The organism is Streptococcus loxodontisalivarius (assembly GCF_016908645.1).
GTDB classification, from domain to species: domain Bacteria; phylum Bacillota; class Bacilli; order Lactobacillales; family Streptococcaceae; genus Streptococcus; species Streptococcus loxodontisalivarius.
The window spans coordinates 30,486-52,589 of record NZ_JAFBEH010000012.1; the positions used below are offsets into that span (position 1 = coordinate 30,486).

General features: G+C 43.4%; 15 protein-coding genes. 12 read left to right on the top strand and 3 right to left on the bottom strand.

Annotated features, from left to right (window positions below; genetic code table 11):
• Window positions 1-31 precede the first annotated feature (31 nt).
• From JOC28_RS03875 to JOC28_RS03895, 5 genes are all read left to right on the top strand, one after another.
• Window positions 32-988, top strand: a complete 957-nt coding sequence (locus tag JOC28_RS03875) for an ABC transporter permease (RefSeq protein ID WP_205009332.1) — start codon at window positions 32-34, stop codon at window positions 986-988.
• Window positions 981-1,952 (top strand): iron chelate uptake ABC transporter family permease subunit, encoded by a 972-nt coding sequence (locus tag JOC28_RS03880; protein WP_205009333.1) that lies wholly within the window; start codon window positions 981-983, stop codon window positions 1,950-1,952. The genes JOC28_RS03875 and JOC28_RS03880 overlap by 8 nt, the downstream gene beginning before the upstream one ends.
• Window positions 1,952-2,704: an iron ABC transporter ATP-binding protein gene (locus JOC28_RS03885; RefSeq protein WP_205009346.1), complete on the top strand. Its 753-nt coding sequence runs from the start codon at window positions 1,952-1,954 to the stop codon at window positions 2,702-2,704. The genes JOC28_RS03880 and JOC28_RS03885 overlap by 1 nt, the downstream gene beginning before the upstream one ends.
• Window positions 2,705-2,722: 18 nt before the next feature.
• Window positions 2,723-3,817, top strand: coding sequence for a siderophore ABC transporter substrate-binding protein (locus tag JOC28_RS03890; RefSeq protein WP_205009334.1), 1,095 nt, complete (start codon window positions 2,723-2,725; stop codon window positions 3,815-3,817).
• A 182-nt stretch (window positions 3,818-3,999) separates the two neighbouring features.
• Window positions 4,000-4,989, top strand: a complete 990-nt coding sequence (locus JOC28_RS03895) for a lipoate--protein ligase (protein ID WP_205009335.1) — start codon at window positions 4,000-4,002, stop codon at window positions 4,987-4,989.
• 44 nt (window positions 4,990-5,033) lie between these two features.
• Here the strand turns inward: JOC28_RS03895 and def are convergent, their stop codons facing one another.
• From def to JOC28_RS03910, 3 genes are all read right to left on the bottom strand, one after another.
• Window positions 5,034-5,648 (bottom strand): peptide deformylase, encoded by a 615-nt coding sequence (def, locus tag JOC28_RS03900; protein ID WP_205009347.1) that lies wholly within the window; start codon window positions 5,646-5,648, stop codon window positions 5,034-5,036.
• Between the two features lie 104 nt (window positions 5,649-5,752).
• Window positions 5,753-5,947 (bottom strand): hypothetical protein, encoded by a 195-nt coding sequence (locus tag JOC28_RS03905; protein ID WP_205009336.1) that lies wholly within the window; start codon window positions 5,945-5,947, stop codon window positions 5,753-5,755.
• 31 nt (window positions 5,948-5,978) lie between these two features.
• Window positions 5,979-6,647 carry a cyclic nucleotide-binding domain-containing protein gene (locus tag JOC28_RS03910; RefSeq protein ID WP_205009337.1) on the bottom strand — a complete coding sequence of 223 codons (669 nt, stop codon included), beginning with the start codon at window positions 6,645-6,647 and terminating at the stop codon, window positions 5,979-5,981.
• A gap of 86 nt (window positions 6,648-6,733) precedes the next feature.
• On the opposite strand from JOC28_RS03910, the gene JOC28_RS03915 reads away from it, so the two are divergent.
• From JOC28_RS03915 to JOC28_RS10705, 7 genes are all read left to right on the top strand, one after another.
• Window positions 6,734-7,900: an MFS transporter gene (locus JOC28_RS03915; protein WP_205009338.1), complete on the top strand. Its 1,167-nt coding sequence runs from the start codon at window positions 6,734-6,736 to the stop codon at window positions 7,898-7,900.
• A 152-nt stretch (window positions 7,901-8,052) separates the two neighbouring features.
• Window positions 8,053-8,322 carry a 30S ribosomal protein S15 gene (gene rpsO, locus JOC28_RS03920; RefSeq protein WP_008535715.1) on the top strand — a complete coding sequence of 90 codons (270 nt, stop codon included), beginning with the start codon at window positions 8,053-8,055 and terminating at the stop codon, window positions 8,320-8,322.
• Between the two features lie 848 nt (window positions 8,323-9,170).
• Window positions 9,171-9,689 (top strand): hypothetical protein, encoded by a 519-nt coding sequence (locus JOC28_RS03925; RefSeq protein ID WP_205009339.1) that lies wholly within the window; start codon window positions 9,171-9,173, stop codon window positions 9,687-9,689.
• A gap of 88 nt (window positions 9,690-9,777) precedes the next feature.
• Window positions 9,778-11,091, top strand: coding sequence for a permuted SH3 domain-containing protein (locus JOC28_RS03930; RefSeq protein WP_205009340.1), 1,314 nt, complete (start codon window positions 9,778-9,780; stop codon window positions 11,089-11,091).
• Between the two features lie 3 nt (window positions 11,092-11,094).
• Entirely contained in the window at window positions 11,095-11,802 is a 708-nt protein-coding gene (locus JOC28_RS03935) for an ABC transporter ATP-binding protein (RefSeq protein WP_205009341.1), read from the top strand.
• A gap of 9 nt (window positions 11,803-11,811) precedes the next feature.
• Complete coding sequence (locus JOC28_RS03940) at window positions 11,812-13,059, top strand: ABC transporter permease (RefSeq protein ID WP_205009342.1); 1,248 nt, start codon at window positions 11,812-11,814, stop codon at window positions 13,057-13,059.
• A 307-nt stretch (window positions 13,060-13,366) separates the two neighbouring features.
• On the top strand, window positions 13,367-22,104 hold an 8,738-nt coding region (locus JOC28_RS10705; RefSeq protein WP_239548872.1), incomplete at its 3' end, for a MucBP domain-containing protein.

Below are 22,104 nucleotides of genomic sequence, written 5' to 3' on the forward strand. Positions count from 1 at the left end.
GAGCTTCTCCATTCCATTATGGGAGGTCATTATGAAAGTAACTTATTACTTATATCCTCTCTTCTTTGTTCTTATTTTCTTGTCGCTAAGCATCGGTGCAAGCTCACAATTTTCTTGGTCGGCATTCTTGCAAGGAGAGGGAGCTGTCGTTCAGGTTTTTTGGGAGTCACGCTTGCCTAGGACTTTGGCTATAGTTCTAGCAGCTGGAGCGCTTAGTTTAGCAGGTTTGCTGATGCAGACCATCACTCAGAACCCTTATGCGGCTCCATCGACCACTGGAACGGTGGAGGCAGCCCAGTTGGGTATGCTGGTCAGCCTCTTTTTCTTTCCTAAAGCTAGCTTGTTTCAAAAGGCTATTTTTGCCTTTGTTTTTGCTAATCTAGCTAGTCTTTTCTTTATTCGAGTGGTACGCAGGCTTTCTTTTTCTGAAAAATGGATGTTGGCGCTGGTTGGTTTGATTTACGGAGGGATTATTGGTTCCTTAGCTGAGGTGCTAGCTTATCGCTTTAATCTCATTCAGTCTATGACTTCTTGGACTCAAGGCTCCTTTGCCATGATTCAAAACCATCAGTATGAGTGGCTCTTTCTCAATTTGCTGACGCTTTTAGGCATCTGGTACTTTTCCGAATCCTTCTCCCTCATGAGTTTGGGAGAAGATGCTAGTCGTAGCTTAGGACTTTCATTTGAAAAGATGGAATCTCTTGCTCTCTTTCTAGTTTCACTGACAACGGCAGTAACCATGATAACGGTGGGCTCTCTCCCCTTTCTAGGTGTTATTGTTCCTAATGTCGTGAGACGATTTTCTGGGGACCATCTGAAGAAGTCTGCAGGGCTTGTTTTTTTAACAGGAATCTGCTTGGTGCTTCTGTGTGATATCTTTGCCAGATTGATTATCAGACCTTATGAAGTGTCTGTTTCAGTCGTTCTGGGGGTTATTGGCTCAGCTCTCTTTATCTTTATTCTCTGGTGGGGTGAAAAACATGGTTAAGTCATCAGCAAAACAAGTTCGTTGGCTTCTCATCGTCTTGGGAATCCTAGCACTCCTGGCAGCCATCTTTTACCTAGTACCATTTGGATCTAAGGCAGTGCCCTATTTGATTAAGCTGCGCTCGAAAAAATTGCTAACTTATGCCTTGGTTGCTATCTTATCAGGCTTTTCGACAATCAGTTTTCAGACAGTGACAGCCAATCGCTTTTTGACACCGTCAGTTCTGGGTCTAGAGAGTTTCTATGTTCTGATTCAATCAGCCTATCTCTTCTTTTACTGGCACTTTTCGAGCGATCAGTCTCCCAATGCTCTCTGGGAGTTTATCCTGGTTTTGGGAATGGAGCTCTTGCTTTTCTTACTCCTATTCCCAGCTATCGCAAAGCTTTTAAAAAAGGGATTTGGAACGATTCTGCTGATCTGTATGGCTCTGGGAACACTCTTTAGAAGTCTGTCTACCTTTATGCAGGTCTTAATGGATCCTAATGAGTATGACAAATTGCAGAGCAAACTCTTTGCTTCGCTTCAGAGTGTCAATAGTGAGATACTGGGTCTAGTGGCTATCCTGACGATAATATCAGTCGTCATTCTATATAGGAAAAGTGCTAAGCTCAACGTTTTCTATCTTGGTAAGGAGACAGCAACCCTCTTAGGAATCAATGTGGTTAAGGAGCAAAAGGAAGTCCTCTGGTTGGTTGTTCTGATGACAGCTGCCTCAACAGCTATGGTTGGTCCAATGGCCTTCTTTGGCTTTATGCTAGCCAATCTCACCTATCAGCTACTAGCCAGTTACGACCACCGCGCCAGCTTTATCCTATCTAGCCTACTTGGTTTTCTGATTTTGGTAATAGGGCAGAGCCTACTCGAGCGAGTCTTTAACTATAATCTGACCATTTCCATGCTAGTAGAACTCTTTGGCGGAGCCTTTTTCTTCTATCTACTCTATAAGGAGCGTGTGAAGCAATGATGCAATTAGAAGGGATTTCAAAATCCTATGGCGACAAGCCTATCTTAGATGCTATCGACTTGGAGATTCCAAGTTCCAAGTTGACAGCCTTTATCGGCCCAAATGGTGCCGGAAAATCAACTCTCTTATCCATTATGAGTCGCTTGTTAGAAAAAAATCAAGGGGCTGTCTTGGTTAAGGGAACAGACATCGATGCATGGAAGTCGGCTGATTTAGCCAAGGAACTAACCATGCTCAAACAACAAATTCATTATCAGAGCAAGTTCTCAGTTGAGGAGTTGGTGGCTTTTGGTCGTTTTCCTTATAGTCAGGGGAGATTGACTCAGGAGGACCAGACTAAGATTGAAGCTGCGCTAGCCTATATGAACTTGGAAGAGTTTCGTCAGCGTATGATTGATACTCTCTCAGGTGGGCAGCTGCAGCGGGTCTTTATTGCCATGGTTTTGGCTCAGGACACAGATATTATCCTCTTGGATGAACCGCTCAACAATCTGGATATCAAGCAGAGCATTGCCATGATGAAAACCTTGAGACGTCTTGTTGACGAACTGGGCAAGACTATCGTTATCGTCATCCATGATATCAATATGGCTAGTCAGTTTGTAGATCATATGGTTGCCTTTAAGGATGGCAAACTCTTTTGCTCGGGTTCTTGTCAGGAAGTCATGCAAAAGCCTATTTTAGATGAACTCTATGAAATGGATTTGCTTGTTGAGGAGATTGCTGGTAGACGACTTTGTATCTATCAGTAGAAAAGAAAGGAATAGATTATGAAAAAACGTTTTATTTTAGGGCTAGTGATGAGTTTTCTAGCAGTCTTTGTTTTGGTTGCTTGTTCATCAAGCTCATCAAATTCATCTAGCCAATCTAGCGCTGCGGATAGCAAGATAAGCATCACAGATGCTACTGGGAAGGTTTCAGTACCAAGCAATCCTAAAAAAATTGTAGTCCTAGACTTTGGTGTTGCGGATACCTTGCGTGCTCTCGGCTATGAAGACCGTATCGTTGGTCTTCCGACAGATTCTCTTCCAAGCTACCTGTCTGATTTAGGAGAGAAAGACAGCATTACCAATGTGGGTAACTTGAAAGAAGTGGATTTGGAAAAAATTGCTGAGCTAGAACCAGACTTGATTGTAGCATCAGGTCGTACACAAGGTCAGTTGGATGATTTCAAAGAGATTGCTCCAACCATTTACTTCTCAACTGAGACAGATGGTTACTGGGCAAGCGTTCAAAAAAATGTAAAAGCTATCGCAAGTCTCTTCGGAGATGATGCTGAAAAAACAGCTGAAACTAAAATCGCTGAAATTGACGATATTGTCAGTCAAGCAAGTAGCGACAATAAAGATACTCAAAAAACAACCTTGATGTTGATGCTTAATGAGGGTAACCTAGCTGCTATCGGCGCTCAAGGTCGCTACTCATTTGTTTATGGAGATCTTGGTTTCAAGGCAACAAGCCTTAAAATCGAAGAGCAAGAACACGGCGCAAAAAGAGGACAATCATCAAGCTCAAGCTCAAGCTCAAGCTCAAGCTCAAGTTCTTCTACAGATTCAAGCTCAACATCATCAACTGAGTCATCAAGCCAATCAGGTCAATCAAACCCACACGGAGATAGCCTCAGTTATGAAAGTATCGCAGAGGTTAACCCAGATATTATCTTTGTTGTAGACCGTACACTTGCTATCGGAGGAGATGATTCAAGCAATTCAGACGTCTTGAATAATGAGCTCATCCAAGCAACTAATGCTGGTAAAAACAAGAAAATCATTACATTGACTTCTGACCTCTGGTATCTATCAGGAGGCGGTCTTGAGTCAACAAAATTGATGTTTGACGAAGTCGCAAAATACGCAGGTCAATAATAACTATTGGTCAAGAGTTGGGAGCCCTACCCAGCTCTTTTTTTCTATAAATTTGGGGACCTAGCTAGAGACGATTAAGGTGACTTTTGCTATAATATTTGTATACGCTAACAAATTAGTAAAGGAAGGAAGATGCCCGCATATGTAAGCAATTTATTGCTGCTATATTTGGGTAAATTGCTATGAAATATATTGTAAACACATCAAATAATCCCGCTTATAACATTGCTCTTGAAGCCTATGCTTTCCGTGAATTGGTTACTGAGGATGAGATTTTCATCCTTTGGATCAATGAGCCTGCTATCATCATCGGTAAGCACCAGAATGCTATTCAAGAAATCAATAAAGAGTACACTGATGCTCATGGCATCCATGTTGTCCGTCGTCTGTCTGGTGGCGGTGCTGTTTACCACGACCTCAACAACCTCAACTACACTATCATTTCTAACAAGTCTGAAGAAGGAGCTTTTGATTTCAAGACCTTCTCTCAACCTGTGATTGAAACTTTGGCTGATCTTGGTGTTAAGGCAGAATTTACAGGACGTAATGACCTTGAAATTGATGGTAAAAAATTCTGTGGTAATGCACAAGCCTATTACAAAGGGCGTATGATGCACCACGGTTGTCTTCTTTTTGATGTTGATATGACTGTCCTTGGCGATGCCCTCAAGGTTTCAAAAGATAAGATTGAATCAAAAGGAGTTAAGTCTGTTCGTGCGCGTGTGACTAACATTCTCAACGAATTACCAGAAAAAATCACAGTTAATGAATTTTCGGATAAAATCTTGGATAAGATGAAAGAAACTTACCCTGATATGACTGAATACGTCTTGTCAGAAGACGAGTTGGCTAAAATCCAAAAATCATGTGATGAGCAATTCGGCACTTGGGACTGGACCTATGGCGTTGCTCCTGAGTACACTATCGAGCGTTCAGTTCGTTACCCAGCAGGGAAAATCACAACCTATGCTAAGGTTGAAAACTCAATCATCGAATCTCTCAAAATCTATGGAGACTTCTTTGGTATTGGAGATGTGGCAGACATTCAAGATCTTCTTGTGGGTGTTCGTTACGAGTACACAGATGTTCTTGAAAAACTCAAAACCATTGATACCACTCATTATTTCTCACGCATGACAGTTGAAGAAGTAGCTAAGGCTATCGTAGCTTAAGAATCAAAAAAAGCTCTGAACTTTCAAGTTCAGAGCTTTTTATATTAGTCAATCAAGAGCAGACCTTCTTCAATCTTGAAGGGATCATTTTCATTGATACGGTCATAGAACATGACACCGTTAATATGGTCGATTTCGTGTTGGACAACGATTGAGTTGTAACCTTTGAGCTTGATTTTATGCTTTTCACCATTCTTATCAAAGTACTCTACTGTAACACGTGAGTGGCGGATAACATAGCCTTCAACTGGACGGTCAACAGAGAGGCAACCTTCTCCATCAGCCAGCGCAGCATCTTGAACAGAGTGAGATACAATCTTAGGATTGTACATGATTTCTTGGATGCTATAAGCTTCTTTTGGTGGGTTTCCTTCAGCGTCTTCAACATTTGGAACCAAAACAGCGATGATACGTTTTGAAATATCCAACTGAGGTGCAGCTAGTCCAACACCTCCACGGAGTCCCATCTTTTCAGCCATAACAGGATCTTGAGAGTTTTTGAGGAACTGCATCATCTTTTCACCCAAGATGATGTCTTCGTCTGACAATGGCAGAGCAACTTCCTCAGCTACTGCACGCAAGGTTGGATTGCCCTCGCGAATGATATCGTTCATATCAATCTGATGGCTTGCGCGGATAATTTTACTTTGTGCGTCCATAATAGTCACAGCATTTGACCTCAAGGGTCAAATACCTTCCTTTCTTCTCTAACTAATCTATTCTAATATACCACAAAGCCTAGCTAAAATAAAGGGAATACAGCTCAGCTATTGTAACCAAAAAGAAAGATGAAAAAGCTCAGGTAGCCCAATGGCAGAGCTAGCAGAATGAGTATCAGGATAAGGCTGACTTTGAGCCAGAAGGGATAGAGGAGTTTGCGGTGCTGCTTGATTAGACAAAAGACGAGTAGCAGATAGGCAAGATAACCTAGACCAACGAAAACTTTAAGAGCAAGCATAGAACCATCTCCTTTCGTTTTTATTGTACACCTAGTTTCCTTCAATCACCAACTGCTCCAGAGCGGAGCGATTTTCAATTTGGTAGTGTTTGAAGCTGGGTTTGGAGATGATATTTTGGTCAAGCAGTTGCTTGATAACTCGCATGAGGTGGCGGTAGCTGGTTCCGAAGGTGTCTGCTAGTATGGGAAGGTTGAGCTGGAAGTGTCCGTCTTCTTGGACGGTTAGGATATGAGTGGCTAGCCTTTCTTTGACTGAGTAGGAGATATTGGTCGAGGCAGAGATATTCTGACGATAGAGGCTCTCTGCTAGATTTTGTCCAATTTTAAAGAGGAAAAGAGGGTCCTTGAGGAGTTGGTCCTTGTTATAGAGGGGGAGTTGTACCACCTGAACTTCCTCAAGAGCGATAACGGATGAGACAGCACCTCGTCTGGTCATAAGCTCGATATCTCCAATAATAGTTGGCTGCATGGGTGTTTCAAGGATGTATTCCTTACCATTAAAGAGTCTGCGGACGATTTTGAGCTTGCCTTTTAGGACATAGGAGAGAGCATTGAGCTCCTCACCTTGATGACAGATAGCCTGTCCTTTTTGGTAGGTCACTAATTGTAGTTGCGCGTGATAATTGCTTGGGAAAACCTCTTCAAGCTGGTAGTCTTTGACAATTTTTTCAATCTCTTGTCTTTGTGGAATCGTATTCATCTCCTTTTTAGGACCTAGGTCCTATTTTTGTTACTTGACATTGATTATACTGAAGTTAAGAAATTTAAGCAAGAATGGAATCTTATATGAAAGCATTTATGGAAAAGACCAGCCTCTTAGCCCTCTCGCTGATGCTGGTGTCGACCTTCTCAGTGTCCTCTGCTCTCCCGCAGATGATCAGCTACTATCAAGCGCAGGGCTATACCTCTAGTCAGGTGGAACTTCTGGTTTCCCTGTCCTCTTTTGCCATCATCGCTGTGCTTTTGCTCAACCCCATCATCAACCGCTTTATCCCTGAGCGTATCAGCATCATTCTGGGGCTTTTGCTCCTCTCAGTGGGTGGCTCGGCTCCCTATTTTAATCAGGCTTATCCCCTTGTCTTTGCCTCTCGCCTGATTTTGGGGATTGGTATCGGTTTGATCAATGCTCACGCTATCAACATTATCAGTCAACGCTTCTCAGGTAAGGAGAGGATTCGTATGCTGGGACTCCGTGGCTCAGCCGAAGTTCTAGGCTCAGCCATTTTAACCTTTATCGCAGGGCAATTATTAAGCAGCAACTGGTCAAATGCCTTTATGGTTTACGGATTTGGTTTGCCAATCTTGGCTCTCTATCTGATTTTTGTTCCTAAGACTAAGGAAGAAAAAGCCACCCAGGTCAGCCAAGAAAAAGAGAAGGTCAGCTTTGCGACCAAGGAACTCCTCTATATCCTTGGTTTAGCCCTTTATGCTGGCTTTGTTATTCTGATTAACTCCATCAATACCTTGCGTATTCCTGTTATTGTGGACAGTCTTGGACTGGGAACAGCCAGTCAATCCAGTTTGATTTTGAGTTTGATGATGCTAATGGGAATTCTAGCAGGAACTCAGTTCTCAGCTATGGTGTCTCTTTTAAGAGCCTACTTTATGCCTATTGTTCTCTTTGTTTTGGCTGCTGGTGTCCTTGTCGTTTGGACAGGAGCCTCACTGTGGTTGATTGGACTGGGAGCTATTTTGACAGGTTTTGTCTACAGTCTGGGTGTGACCTTTGTCTTCCATCTGGTTTCAGAACGCATGAAGGGTGAGAAACTAGCTACCGCAACGACCCTCGTTCTTCTGGGTTGTAACTTAGGTGGAGCAATAGCTTCGCTAGCCCTCAGACTTTTTGACAGCATTCTTCCAACTACGACAGGAGCCTTTCTGATTCTTGCCATCCTAAGTCTTATCTTAGGGCTTATTCTATTGTTGCCAGCGCTACGCCAAGGAAGAAAATAAGTCAGACGGATCAGCTTTTAAAGAAAATCATTTGACCCAGCTCGGCTATTTTGCTAAAATAAAACAGTCGGAAAACGACATACCAACTTCTTCTTGGTCCTAGGAGCGCCAATCCTAGCACTCGGTTGAAGCAATAAAAGGAGAAAAACATTATGGCAATCTCAAAAGAGAAAAAAAATGAAATCATTGCTCAATACGCACGTCACGAAGGTGATACAGGTTCAGTTGAAGTTCAAGTAGCTGTTCTTACTTGGGAAATCAACCACCTTAACGACCACATCAAACAACACAAAAAAGACCACGCTACTTACCGTGGTTTGATGAAAAAAATCGGTCACCGTCGTAACTTGTTGGCATACCTTCGCCGTACTGACGTAAACCGTTACCGTGAGCTTATCAGCTCTCTTGGTCTTCGTCGTTAATTTTAAGGCTAAAATCTTTTCAAGCTTCGTTATGGCTCGTTGATGAACTCAAGTTCAATCAGCCTCGCCCTGCCTAGCTTGATTAAGATTTTATCGTTTAAAATTATAAGCATCTCGTAAGGAGGTGCTTTTTTTCTATATTTAGAGCGACTCGATAACCTCAAGGTTAATCGTTGTCAACTCTGCCTAGATAAAAGCAAACTTATCGGAAAAAATAGAAAGCTCTTCGTTTGAAGGGCTTTTTTTGATATAGAGAATCTTCTCGTATTGATGAACTCAAGTTCAATCAGCCTCGCCCTGCCTAGCTTGATTAAGATTTTATCACTTAAAATACAAAGCATCTTGTAAGGAGGTGCTTTTTTCTATATTTAGAGCGACTCGATAACCACAAGGTTAATCGTCGTCAACTCTGCCTAGATAAAAGCAAACTTATCAAAAAAAAATGGAAAGCTCTTCGTTTGAAGGGCTTTTTTGATATAAAGAATCTTCTCGTATTGATGAACTCAAGTCCAATCAGCCTCGTCCTGCCTAGCTTGATTAAGATTTTATCACTTAAAATACAAAGCATCTTGTAAGGAGGTGTTTTTTTCTTTGTCTGGAATGGTTTGATAAGGTCAGTTCTGATAAAGAAAAGCTAGGAGAAATGTATATAATCATTTTTTATGAATATTTTACTATCGAACATGACTTATTGTTTGCTTTTTCTGACCATTCGGGACGAATAAGCGACTATTTAGGATATTTTAGGCAAAATTTGCAAAAATGAGATATAATAGGAGTGATATGAAAACGTTTTTTGTTTTTATGACTTTAGGATTTTTCCTGGATTTTTAGAAAGGACTTTTGAGATGAAAAGGACAGTTTATCTTTATATTTTATTGGCGACTTCTGTGATTGCGACCCTGAGTCGTGTTTTCAGTAGTTTTTTCTCTGGACAGCCTGAGACGATTCAATCTTCGGAGTATATTAGTTCAGATATGGCGACCTATCTGAATGAATTGGCTAAGGTTCAGTATGCTTATTCGACAGGTGTCTTCTATCGTAGCCTGGTTATTTTGATGGTTATCGCTTTATTGGCAAGCCTTTTCTACTTGCTCCGTAAGGATCTCAAGGCAGTCTTTATCTACCTCTTTTATCTTGGCTTGACCTTTATTGAGAGTCTGCTGGCTTTGGTGCATAATCTGACTTGGGCGCCATCGCTTAGTTCGGGCTTGGAGTCAGGTGTAGCAACATCTGCAGCAAGCAGTTGGTTAGCTTTTGCTTTTTCTCTACTTCTATTGGCCATTTACCTGTTGGTCATTTATCTCAATCGAAATAGCAGAGCGATTAAGAAGGCTAAAAAGGCAAAATCTAGCATGGATCTTTGATAAGTTAGGGATTTCTTACAAATTTCCCTGACTTTCAGGTTTAGCTTATGTTATAGTGGGAAAAGAATGTTCAAAAGGAGGAAAATCAGTGGCAAAGAAAAGCAGACTCAGTGGTTTGTCCACTAAGACAAAATGGATTATCGGTGGTGCGGCAGCAGTTCTTGTTCTAGGAGGATTAGGCATCTGGGGTCTAACCTCATCAAGCAGTACAGGAACATCAGAAGCGCAGGTCTATGATTTGAGCGAGGTGCAAAATGGCGCCATTGCCTCATCGACACTTTTGACAGGAACAGTCAAGGCTAAGGAAGAGCAGTATGTTTACTATGAATCTAGCAAAGGTTCTAACTACAGCCTATCTGTTAATGTTGGCGACCAGGTTTCTGCTGGGCAACAGCTTGTTCAGTACGACCAAACAACAGCTCAGGCTAATTACGACGAGGCCGTTCGTAAGGAAAATGCTGCGCTCCGCGACCTTAACTACTATAAGACCTATGGTCGAAACGCAACAACATCAACAACAGCTGACGCTTCAAGCTCAACGGCAACAGATGGAGACAGCACTTCAAGTGACCAATCAGCGACAACAACAAGTTCAAGTGTCAGCGCAGCTCAGACAGAAGCAGACTACCAAAAACAATTGGCGGCCTACCAAGATGCCTATGCCTCAGCTCAAAACGAGGTATCAAAAGCACAAGATGCTCTCAATCAAAATGTTATTGTCAGCGATGTCTCAGGAACTGTGGTCGAAGTCAATAACAATGTAGACACTTCATCTCAGTCTAGTCAGACCTTGGTTCACATTGTCAGTCAAGGTAGCCTACAGGTTGAAGGAACCTTGACAGAGTATGACCTAGCTAATGTTTCAGTCGGTCAGGCTGTTAATATCAAATCAAAAGTGTATTCAGACCAAACTTGGACTGGAACCATTGCTTCTGTTTCTGATTATCCACAACAATCAAGCTCAACTAGCTCACAAACGTCAACATCATCAGGTTCAACAGGTTCAAGCTATGACTACAAGGTTGACATCACAAGTGACCTTGGTCAATTGAAACAAGGCTTTACAGTATCTGTAGAGGTTGTCAACAACAAGACAGCTCTGCTTGTTCCATTGACAGCTGTGACAACTGAGGGTGACCAGTCTTATGTCTGGGTTTACAGCGATGCGACTAAGACTGTCAAGAAGAGAGAAGTAACTCTTGGCTCTGCTGATGCTGTCAACCAAGAAATCTTGGCAGGAGTAAACCTAGGCGATATTGTCCTTACAAGGGCTGATTCTAGCCTAACAGATGGAGCTAAGGTTACTGTCAATGCTGATAGTAAGGCAAGTTCGTCATCTGAATCAAGTACAGCCTCAGAAAGCAGTTCATCTTCAGAAACCAGCAGCACAGAAAGTGAGTAAGCTATGACAGAAGGAAAAACATTGATGCAGCTCAAAGGCATCACCAAATCCTTCCATAATGGTGACCAGGAGTTGCAGGTTTTAAAGGGGATTGACTTGACCGTCGAGGAAGGGGAGTTTCTGGCTATCATGGGTCCGTCTGGTTCTGGTAAGTCAACTCTCATGAATATCATTGGGCTTTTGGATAGACCTTCGACAGGCTCTTATGACTTGGCGGGTCAGGAGGTTGATGACCTTTCGGAAAATGAGCTGGCGCAGCTAAGAAATAAGGAGATTGGTTTTGTCTTTCAACAGTTCTTTCTCCTGTCTAAATTGACAGCTCAGCATAATGTGGAACTACCCCTCATCTACGCTGGCATGTCAGTCTCAAAACGTAAGAAGTTAGCGCAGCAATTTTTAGAAAAAGTAGAACTGACCGAACGCATGAAGCACCTGCCATCAGAGTTATCAGGTGGTCAAAAGCAGCGTGTGGCTATCGCGCGTGCCTTGGTTAACAGTCCCTCAATCATCTTGGCTGATGAGCCGACGGGTGCCTTGGATACCAAGACGGGTGATCAGATTATGGAACTTCTGACTCAACTTAATCAGGAAGGTAAGACCATTATTATGGTTACTCATGAGCCTGAGATTGCTGATTATGCAAGACGCAAGATTGTCATTCGTGACGGTGAGATTACGCTGGATACGACAGACAGTGTCCGTATTGACTAGGAGGTGCAGATGGAAAATTGGAAATTTGCCCTAAGTTCAATTATGGGGCACAAGATGCGGTCTATCTTGACCATGCTGGGGATTATTATCGGTGTGGCAGCGGTTGTGGTCATTGTGGCTCTGGGATCAGGGATGTCTAGCAGTATGTCTAAGGCGCTGAGCGGTGACAATACAGATGTTCAGATTTACTTTACAACCATGGCTTCAGAGACAACGACTGATGGCTTAGTAACGTCCACTGAGACAACGGATGTCAGCAACGAGACAGAGCCAGACCTAACGGATTCTATCCTATCTAAGTTGGCTGATATTCCTGGTGTAGATGGTTATTACACAACTAACTCAACCATGGCAGATCTGAGTTATGGTAAGAACAGCGCTAAATCAGTTAACATAACTGGTGTTAGCTCGACCTACTTTTCAATCAAAGAGTACAAGATTTTGGCAGGGCGTCAGTTTACACAGACTGACTACAATAACTTTTCACGTATTGTCATGCTAGATACCAAGCTGGCTAAGAAACTCTTTGGCTCTAATAAGAAGGCTCTTAATAAAACGGTGGCAATCGGCAACCACGATTATCTGGTTGTTGGTGTCTATGAGGATCCAAATGCTGGCTCTGCCCTTTACGGAGCTAGCTCTGGAGGAAATGCCGTTATGACCAATGCCCAACTAGCTTCAGAATATGGGCAAAAAGAAAATGCCAATGTCTATGTTCATGTTAAAGACTTTAGCCAATCCTCAGTAATAGGAACAGCTGCTGCAGATTATCTGACTAAGGCAACTGGACTCAAGGAGGCTAAGTATGAAATCTATGACTTGCAACAGATGTTGACCCAGTTCAATCAGAGCATGGGCTTGATTACCGTCTTTATCGGTGCAGTTGCGGGAATCTCTCTCTTGGTTGGTGGTATCGGAGTTATGAACATCATGCTAGTGTCTGTAACTGAGCGTACCCGTGAAATCGGTCTGCGTAAGGCTCTAGGAGCTACTCGTCGTAATATTCTGGTGCAGTTCTTGATTGAGTCTATCGTTTTGACCAGTCTTGGTGGTCTTATCGGACTTGCCCTGGCTTGGGGAATCGTGACCTTGGTCAATGTCTCTCAAGTCATGGGACAGGGCATGGTAGCAGTGATTTCTCTACCAATTGTCTTGGGAAGTCTTCTCTTCTCAGCAACAGTCGGAGTGCTCTTCGGGGTTCTTCCAGCTAATAAAGCAAGTAAACTCAATCCAATCGAAGCTCTTAGATATGAGTAGGAAAATTCCAATCAGTTTAGGCTGGTTGGTTTTTTTATCACTAAAATCAGACAATAGTTTTTCATTTTTAATCTTTAAAGCTCTGCTATTTTTCTGGAAACGGTTTAATATTTTCTTATAAGGAAATCGATTTTTGAATATTAGAAAATAAAAAGTTTATATGATATGGATTATAAAGGTTGTAAACAGGTTATTTTTGTTCGTGTTTTACGCCTACATGACGTTGTATAAGTGCAAATTTATTGACATATATTTTGGACGTTTGGTAGAATGTGTTGAATTTAATGAAAAATTAGAGGAGATATTGATGTTTAACAAACACAATTTTGAAAAAGAATTGAAATTCTCGATTCGTAAGTTCTCTGTGGGTGTAGGCTCTGTGGTTATTGGAGCTCTGCTATTTCTCTCTCCACAGGCTCTAGCGGACGAGGTGTCAGCTACGACATCTGAGGCTGTTGTGACTGCAACAGTAGCAGATTCAAGTCAGTCTACTAGTGCAGCTAGTGAGCTTACAGCGACTACGGTTGCTAGCCAAGAGTCAGCTTTATCTTTAGCGAGTTCAAATGTTGCTGATGCAAGCACGGATACTACTGTCCAAGCAAGTGAAGCTCCGCAAGCAGCAGAGGAAGCAACAGTTGCTGCCAGTGCAACAGCTAGCCAAGAGGTTAGCGACTCAGCAGAAACTCCTGTGGCAGCTGTAGCGGCAACGACTTCAGCAGCTACAAGTGATACAAGAAGCTATGCGACTAGTGGTACTTGGGAGTTAACGGATGCATTCCCATCTTCTGTTCAAAACCAGAATGTGGCGGCAGACTTTCAAGGTGAGGCTTATCAATCAGCCCAAACAACAGTAACACGTGATGATAATACAACAATTACAGTAACAGCAACGATTGCACCTGCTGATGGTGTGCAGGCTGGTGTTGGTCTTTTGACAAATGGTGCCAACCAATCTAGCTATCGTGCGACTTCGGACATGTTTGTCGGTACTCCAAACCCATCTACTCTCCCAGCTCTTGGAGTATACACTCAGTCAGCCCCTCTTGAAGATGATGAAAATGTTATCGACAAGATGAACTACAGTGGTAAAAAGGCAATTTCTATCTTGACATTGACCTTTAGCCAAGAGGTGACCGATCCAATCATTGACCTTTCAGGTATCGGTGGTAATGGACGTATTACCTTTAATGACTACATCTATAATACGTCTACAATGCGTTATGATGCTGTGCCTCTCTATGCGCGTGGGTCATTCAACTCGACTTATTTTGAATTGCTTTCATCTGATGTCACACTAGAAAAAGCTAGTGAGGGTGTCAACTTGACAGTCACGTCAAACTCAATTGATGTCACAGATAAGAACACTTATTTCCGTTCGGTCGTGGATCCAACAGATGACGATTTCTATGATACTTCAGATAGAACACCAGATGTATCTCCAGCCGGTACTGGTTCAATTCGTTTGAAAGGTACCTTTACACAGGTTCAATTCAAGTTGTATCATCAATCAACGCCTTTCACAGCCTTTTCACAAGAAGAGTATAATACAGGTTCTGACTACTTTAAAACAGATGTTGCCGTTCGAGATACCTTGATTACTCCAGATGCAACCAATGGTGCTAATAAACATTACTATACCATTATTGATGAGGATCTAGCTGATAATAACGAATTTTCAAATGATGATTTGTTGCGCCTGTCTGTTCGTTTGGAGAATCCTCGTGGCTCAGTTATCGTAAACTATGTTGACACAGAAGGCAACATCATTGGTACTGAGTACAAGGACACAACTGACGCAGCAGTAGGAACAGCCTACAACACTGCCGAATCAGCTGGCGATGTTGATTCAACAGCGACAGTAGAACGCCCTGCGACAATTACTAAAGATGGTAAAACCTATGAGCTGGTAGCTGAAGCAACAACAGCAACAGTTGGTACTATCAACGCAGACGGAACACTTGCAGCTAATGCTGGTTCATTCACTTACGGAACAGACGCAGCTTCAGGAGAAGTGACCGAAGGCACTAAGTCAGTTACTTACGTCTACAAGCTTAAAGAAGAAGCCAAAGGCTCAGTTATCGTAAACTACGTTGACACAGAAGGTAATATCATTGGTACTGAGTACAAGGACACAACTGACGCAGCAGTAGGAACAGCCTACAACACTGCCGAATCAGCAGGTGATGTTGACTCAACAGCGACAGTAGAACGCCCTGCGACAATCACTAAGGACGGTAAAACCTACGAGCTAGTAGCTGAAGCAACAACGGCAACCGTCGGTACTGTCAATGCAGATGGAACACTCGCTTCTAACGCTGGTTCATTTACTTACGGAACAGACGCAGCATCAGGTGAAGTGACAGAAGGCACTAAGTCAGTTACTTACGTCTACAAAGAAGTTGTTAAAACTGGTAATGTTACAGCTCGCTACGTTATCGAAGGTACAGAAACTGAAATCGCAGATGATAAGGCAGTTAAGACAGACGCTCCAGTAGACGAAGCTTATTCTGATGAGGCTCCAGCTGAGATTACTGGCAAAGACGGTAAGGTTTATGTTCTCTCAACAACAGCACCAGTTCGTCAGAACGAAGGCGATGCACCTGCATCAGGAACTGTTACCGAGGCAGATCAAACAATCACTTATCAATACGTTCTCAAAACAACAGAAACTGAAACTGTTACAACTAAGGAAGGTAATGTTGTCGTTCACTATGTGACAGAAGACGGAACAACTCTCCAAGCAGACGTTGAAGACACTCCTGCAACAATTGTTGAAGTAACAACAACTAAAACAACGGTTGATAGCGATGGAGAAACAGTCGGAACTCCAACGGTGACAACTGAAGTTACTGAAGTACCGTACGACACAACAGACAACAAACCAGCTGAAATTACTGTTGATGGCAAAACCTATGTCCTCGTTGGAACAGCTGTAGAAACGAGCGACGGCGCTACACAACTTATCGATGGTAAAGTTGTCACAGCAGAGACAACCAGTGAAGAACAAGGCACTGTTGTTGAAGGTACAACTGAAGTAACCTACGTCTACAAGCTTAAAGAAGAAGCCAAAGGCTCTGTTATCGTAAACTATGTTGACACAGAAGGTAACGTCATCGGTACTGAATACAAGGACACAACTGATGCAGCAGTAGGAACAGCCTACAATACAGCTGAATCAGCAGGAGACGTTGACTCAACTGCGACAGTAGAACGCCCTGCGACAATCACTAAGGACGGTAAAACCTACGAGCTAGTAGCTGAAGCAACAACGGCAACAGTTGGTACAGTCAATGCAGACGGAACACTTGCTTCTAACGCTGGTTCATTCACTTACGGAACAGATGCAGCTTCAGGTGAAGTGACAGAAGGCACTAAGTCAGTTACTTACGTCTACAAAGAAGTCGTCAAGACTGGCAACGTCGTAGCACGCTATGTCATCGAAGGTACAGAAACCGAAATCGCAGATGATAAAGCAGTCAAGACAGATGCTCCAGTAGACGAAGCGTATTCTGATGAGGCTCCTGCTGAGATTACTGGCAAAGATGGTAAGGTTTATGTTCTCTCAACAACAGCACCAGTTCGTCAGAACGAAGGCGATGCACCTGCATCAGGAACTGTTACCGAGGCAGATCAAACAATCACTTACCAATACGTTCTGAAGACAACGGAAGAAGAGACAACAACAACTACTAGCGGTAACGTTATTGTTCACTATGTCACAGAAGATGGTGAAACTCTTCAAGATGATGTCGAAGATACTCCAGAGACCGTTGTTTCAACAACCGTTACTAAGACAGTTGTCGATTCAGACGGTGATACAGTTGGTACTCCAACAACAACCACAACAGAATCAGGTACCACTTACGATACAACGGATAATAAGCCAACAACTATTACAAAAGATAGTAAGACTTATGAACTCGTTCCAACTAAGACCGTTGGAAATGAGACAGGTACTGTTGTCGAAGGTACGACGGAAGTGACTTACGTCTACAAGCTTAAAGAAGAAGCCAAAGGTTCTGTTGTCGTCAACTACGTTGATACAGAAGGTAATGTCATCGGTACTGAGTACAAAGACACAACTGACGCAGCGGTAGGAACAGCCTACAACACTGCTGAATCCGCTGGCGATGTTGACTCAACTGCAACAGTAGAACGTCCAGCAACCATTACTAAAGACGGTAAAACATACGAGTTGGTCGCTGAAGCAACAACGGCAACAGTTGGTACTGTCAATGCAGACGGAACACTTGCGGCTAACGCTGGTTCATTCACTTACGGAACAGACGCAGCTTCAGGAGAAGTGACCGAAGGCACTAAGTCAGTTACTTACGTCTACAAAGAAGTTGTCAAGACTGGTAATGTTACAGCTCGTTATGTTATCGAAGGAACTGAGACAGAAATCGCAGATGACAAATCAGTTAAGACCGATGCTCCGGTGGACGAAGCCTATTCTGATCGAGCACCCGCTACGATTGTAAAAGACGGCAAAACTTATGAATTTGTTAGTGTGCGTACAAACGAAGGCGATGCGCCAGCTAATGGTACAGTAACCGAAGGAACTCAAACAATCACATATGAATATATTGAGATTCCAAAAGGTCGAGTTATTGTTGATTATGTTATCGAAGGAACAGATACACAACTCAAGGATACCTATGAAGATACAGCAGAAACTTATATTCGAGATAGCGAAGGTAATCCAATTACCTACGATACTGCTGAGAATACAACTGAAAAGCCAAGTTTCATTGAGAAAGACGGTGTTCAATATGAACTTGTTTCAGTAAAATCGGGATCTGATTCCGAATCGGGTGATCTTCGAGAAGGTACATTACATGTAACGTATGAGTACCGTAAAGTTGAGACTCCTCAAGGTAACGTTGTGGTCAACTACGTCGACGAGTCAGGGAATGTCATTAAAGATCCAGTTGTCGATACACCGACATCAGACGTTGATACGCCGTACGACACAACAGACAATAAGCCTACAACTATTGAGTTCAATGGTAAAACATACGAACTCGTTCCGACTAAGACCGTTGGAAACGAGACAGGTACTGTTGTTGAGGGTACAACTGAAGTGACTTATGTCTACAAAGAAGTTGTCAAGACAGGAAACGTCGTAGCACGCTACGTTATCGAAGGCACAGAAACTGAAATTGCAGATGGCAAGTCAGTTAAGACGGATGCCCTAGTTGATGAAGCATATAGCGATGAAGCACCAGCTGAAATCACCAAAGACGGAGTGACCTACGAACTTGTCCGCACTCGTGCCAACGAAGGTGATGCTCCAGCAGATGGAACAGTGACAGAAGCGACACAGACAATCACTTACGAGTACAAAGTTAAAGAAACTCCTGCAACTCCTCAAGGTAACGTAGTAGTCAACTACGTCGATGAGTCAGGCAACGTCATCAAAGATCCAGTCGTAGACACACCAACATCAGATGTGGACACACCATACGACACAACAGACAACAAACCAACAACCATCGAGTTCAATGGCAAGACTTATGAGTTAGTTCCAACTAAGACTGTTGGAAACGAAACTGGAACTGTAGTTGAGGGTACGACCGAAGTAACTTATGTCTACAAAGAAGTCGTCAAGACTGGCAACGTAGTAGCTCGCTACGTCATCGAAGGAACAGAAACTGAAATCGCAGATGATAAATCTGTTAAGACTGACGCTCCAGTGGACGAAGCTTATTCTGATGAAGCACCAACTGAAATCACAAAAGACGGCGTTACTTACGAACTTGTAGGAACTCGTACAAACGACGGTGATGCCCCAGCTGATGGCACAGTGACTGAAGCGACACAGACGATCACTTACGAGTACAAGGTCAAAGAAACGCCAGCTACACCAACTGGTAATGTCGTAGTCAACTACGTAGACGAGTCAGGCAATGTCATCAAAGACCCAGTCGTAGACACCCCAACTTCAGACGTTGATACGCCATATGACACAACAGATAACAAGCCAACGACTATTGAGTTCAATGGCAAAACATATGAACTCGTTCCAACTAAGACCGTTGGAAACGAAACTGGAACTGTAGTCGAAGGAACAACTGAAGTTACTTATGTCTACAAAGAAGTAGTCAAGACTGGCAACGTAGTAGCTCGCTACGTCATCGAAGGAACAGAAACTGAAATCTCAGATGATAAATCTGTTAAGACTGACGCTCCAGTGGACGAAGCTTATTCTGATGAAGCGCCAGCTGAAATCACAAAAGATGGTGTTACTTATGAACTCGTCCGTACACGTGCCAACGAAGGTGAAGCGCCAGCTGATGGTACAGTGACTGAAGCGACGCAGACAATCACTTACGAGTACAAGGTCAAAGAAACACCAGCAACACCAACAGGGAACGTCGTAGTCAACTACGTCGACGAGTCGGGGAATGTCATTAAAGATCCAGTTGTCGATACACCGACATCAGACGTTGATACGCCGTACGACACAACCGACAATAAGCCTACAACTATTGAGTTCAATGGTAAAATATACGAACTCGTTCCAACTAAGACCGTTGGAAACGAAAATGGAACTGTTGTCGAAGGTACGACAGAAGTGACTTATGTCTACAAAGAAGTCATTAAGACTGGTAATGTAGTGGCTCGCTACGTCATCGAAGGAACAGAAACTGAAATTGCAGATGACAAGTCAGTTAAGACCGATGCTCCAGTGGACGAAGCATATTCTGATGAAGCACCAGCTGAAATTACTAAAGACGGCGTGACATATGAACTCGTCCGCACCCGTGCCGACGAAGGCGATGCGCCAGCAGATGGCACAGTGACAAAATCGACACAGACGATCACCTACGAGTACAAGATCAAGGAAACGCCTGAGACTCCTCAAGGTAACGTCGTAGTCAACTACGTCGACGAGTCAGGCAATGTCATCAAGGATCCAGTTGTCGATACACCGTACGACACAACAGATAATAAACCAACCACCATCGAGTTTAACGGTAAAACCTACGAACTCGTTCCAACTAAGACCGTTGGAAATGAGACAGGTACTGTTGTCGAAGGTACGACAGAAGTTACTTATGTCTACCGTGAGGTTGTAACGCCAACACCAGTTACGCCTCAAGGAAATGTCGTGGTTAACTACGTCGACGAGTCAGGTAATGTCATCAAAGATCCAGTTGTTGACACACCAACATCAGACGTTGACACACCATATGACACAACAGATAATAAACCAACAACGATTGAGTTCAATGGTAAGACTTATGAACTTGTTCCAACTAAGACCGTTGGAAGCGAAACTGGTACTGTTGTTGAGGGTACAACAGAAGTAACTTATGTTTACCGTGAGGTTGTAACGCCAACACCAGTTACGCCTCAAGGAAATGTCGTGGTTAACTACGTCGACGAATCAGGAAATGTCATTAAAGACCCAGTCGTCGACACACCAACGTCAGACGTCGATACCCCATATGACACAACAGATAACAAGCCAACAATCATCGACTTCAATGGTAAGACCTACGAACTCGTTCCAAATAAGACCGTTGGAAACGAGACAGGTACTGTAGTCGAGGGTACGACTGAAGTGACTTATGTCTACAAAGAAGTAGTCAAGACTGGCAACGTCGTAGCTCGCTATGTCATCGAAGGTACAGAAACAGAAATCGCAGATGACAAAGCGGTTAAGACAGATGCTCCAGTGGACGAAGCATATTCTGACCAAGCGCCAGCTGAAATTACTAAAGATGGTGTAACCTATGAACTTGTCCGCACCCGTGCCGACGAAGGCGATGCGGCAGCTGACGGTACAGTGACTGAAGCGACACAGACAATCACTTACGAGTACAAGGTCAAGGAAACGCCAGCTACACCAACTGGCAACGTTGTAGCTCGCTATGTCATTGAAGGAACAGAAACAGAAATCGCAGATGACAAAGCGGTTAAGACAGACGCTCCAGTGGACGAAGCATATAGTGATGAAGCGCCAGCTGAAATTACTAAAGATGGTGTAACCTATGAACTTGTCCGCACCCGTGCCAACGAAGGTGATGCGGCAGCTGACGGTACAGTGACTGAAGCGACACAGACGATCACTTACGAGTACAAGGTCAAAGAAACGCCGACTACACTAACTGGCAACGTAGTAGCTCGTTACGTCATCGAAGGAACAGAAACCGAAATCGCAGATGACAAGTCAGTTAAGACAGATGCCCCAGTGGACGAAGCTTATTCTGATGAAGCGCCAGCTGAGATCACTAAAGACGGCGTGACCTACGAACTTGTCCGCACTCGTGCCAACGAAGGTGATGCGCCAGCTGATGGAACAGTGACCGAAGCTACGCAGACGATCACTTACGAGTACAAAGTCAAGGAAACACCGGTTACTCCAACAGGCAACGTAGTAGTCAACTACGTAGACGAGTCAGGCAATGTCATCAAAGATCCAGTTGTCGACACGCCAACTTCAGACGTTGACACACCATACGACACAACAGATAATAAACCAACCACTATCGAGTTCAACGGTAAAACATATGAACTCGTTCCAACTAAGACCGTTGGAAATGAGACAGGTACTGTTGTTGAAGGTACGACTGAAGTTACTTATGTCTACAAAGAAGTAGTCAAGACTGGCAACGTCGTAGCTCGCTATGTCATCGAAGGTACAGAAACCGAAATCGCAGATGACAAATCTGTTAAGACTGACGCTCCAGTTGATGAAGCATACAGCGATGAGGCTCCAGCTGAAATCACAAAAGATGGTGTTACTTATGAACTTGTCCGCACTCGTGCCAACGAAGGCGATGCGCCAGCAGATGGTACCGTAACTGAAGCCACACAGACAATCACTTACGAGTACAAAGTTAAGGAAACTCCAGCTACACCAACTGGCAACGTAGTAGCTCGCTACGTCATCGAAGGAACAGAAACGGAAATCGCAGATGACAAGTCAGTTAAGACAGATGCTCCAGTTGATGAAGCATACAGCGATGAGGCTCCAGCTGAAATCACAAAAGATGGTGTTACTTATGAACTTGTCCGCACTCGTGCCAACGAAGG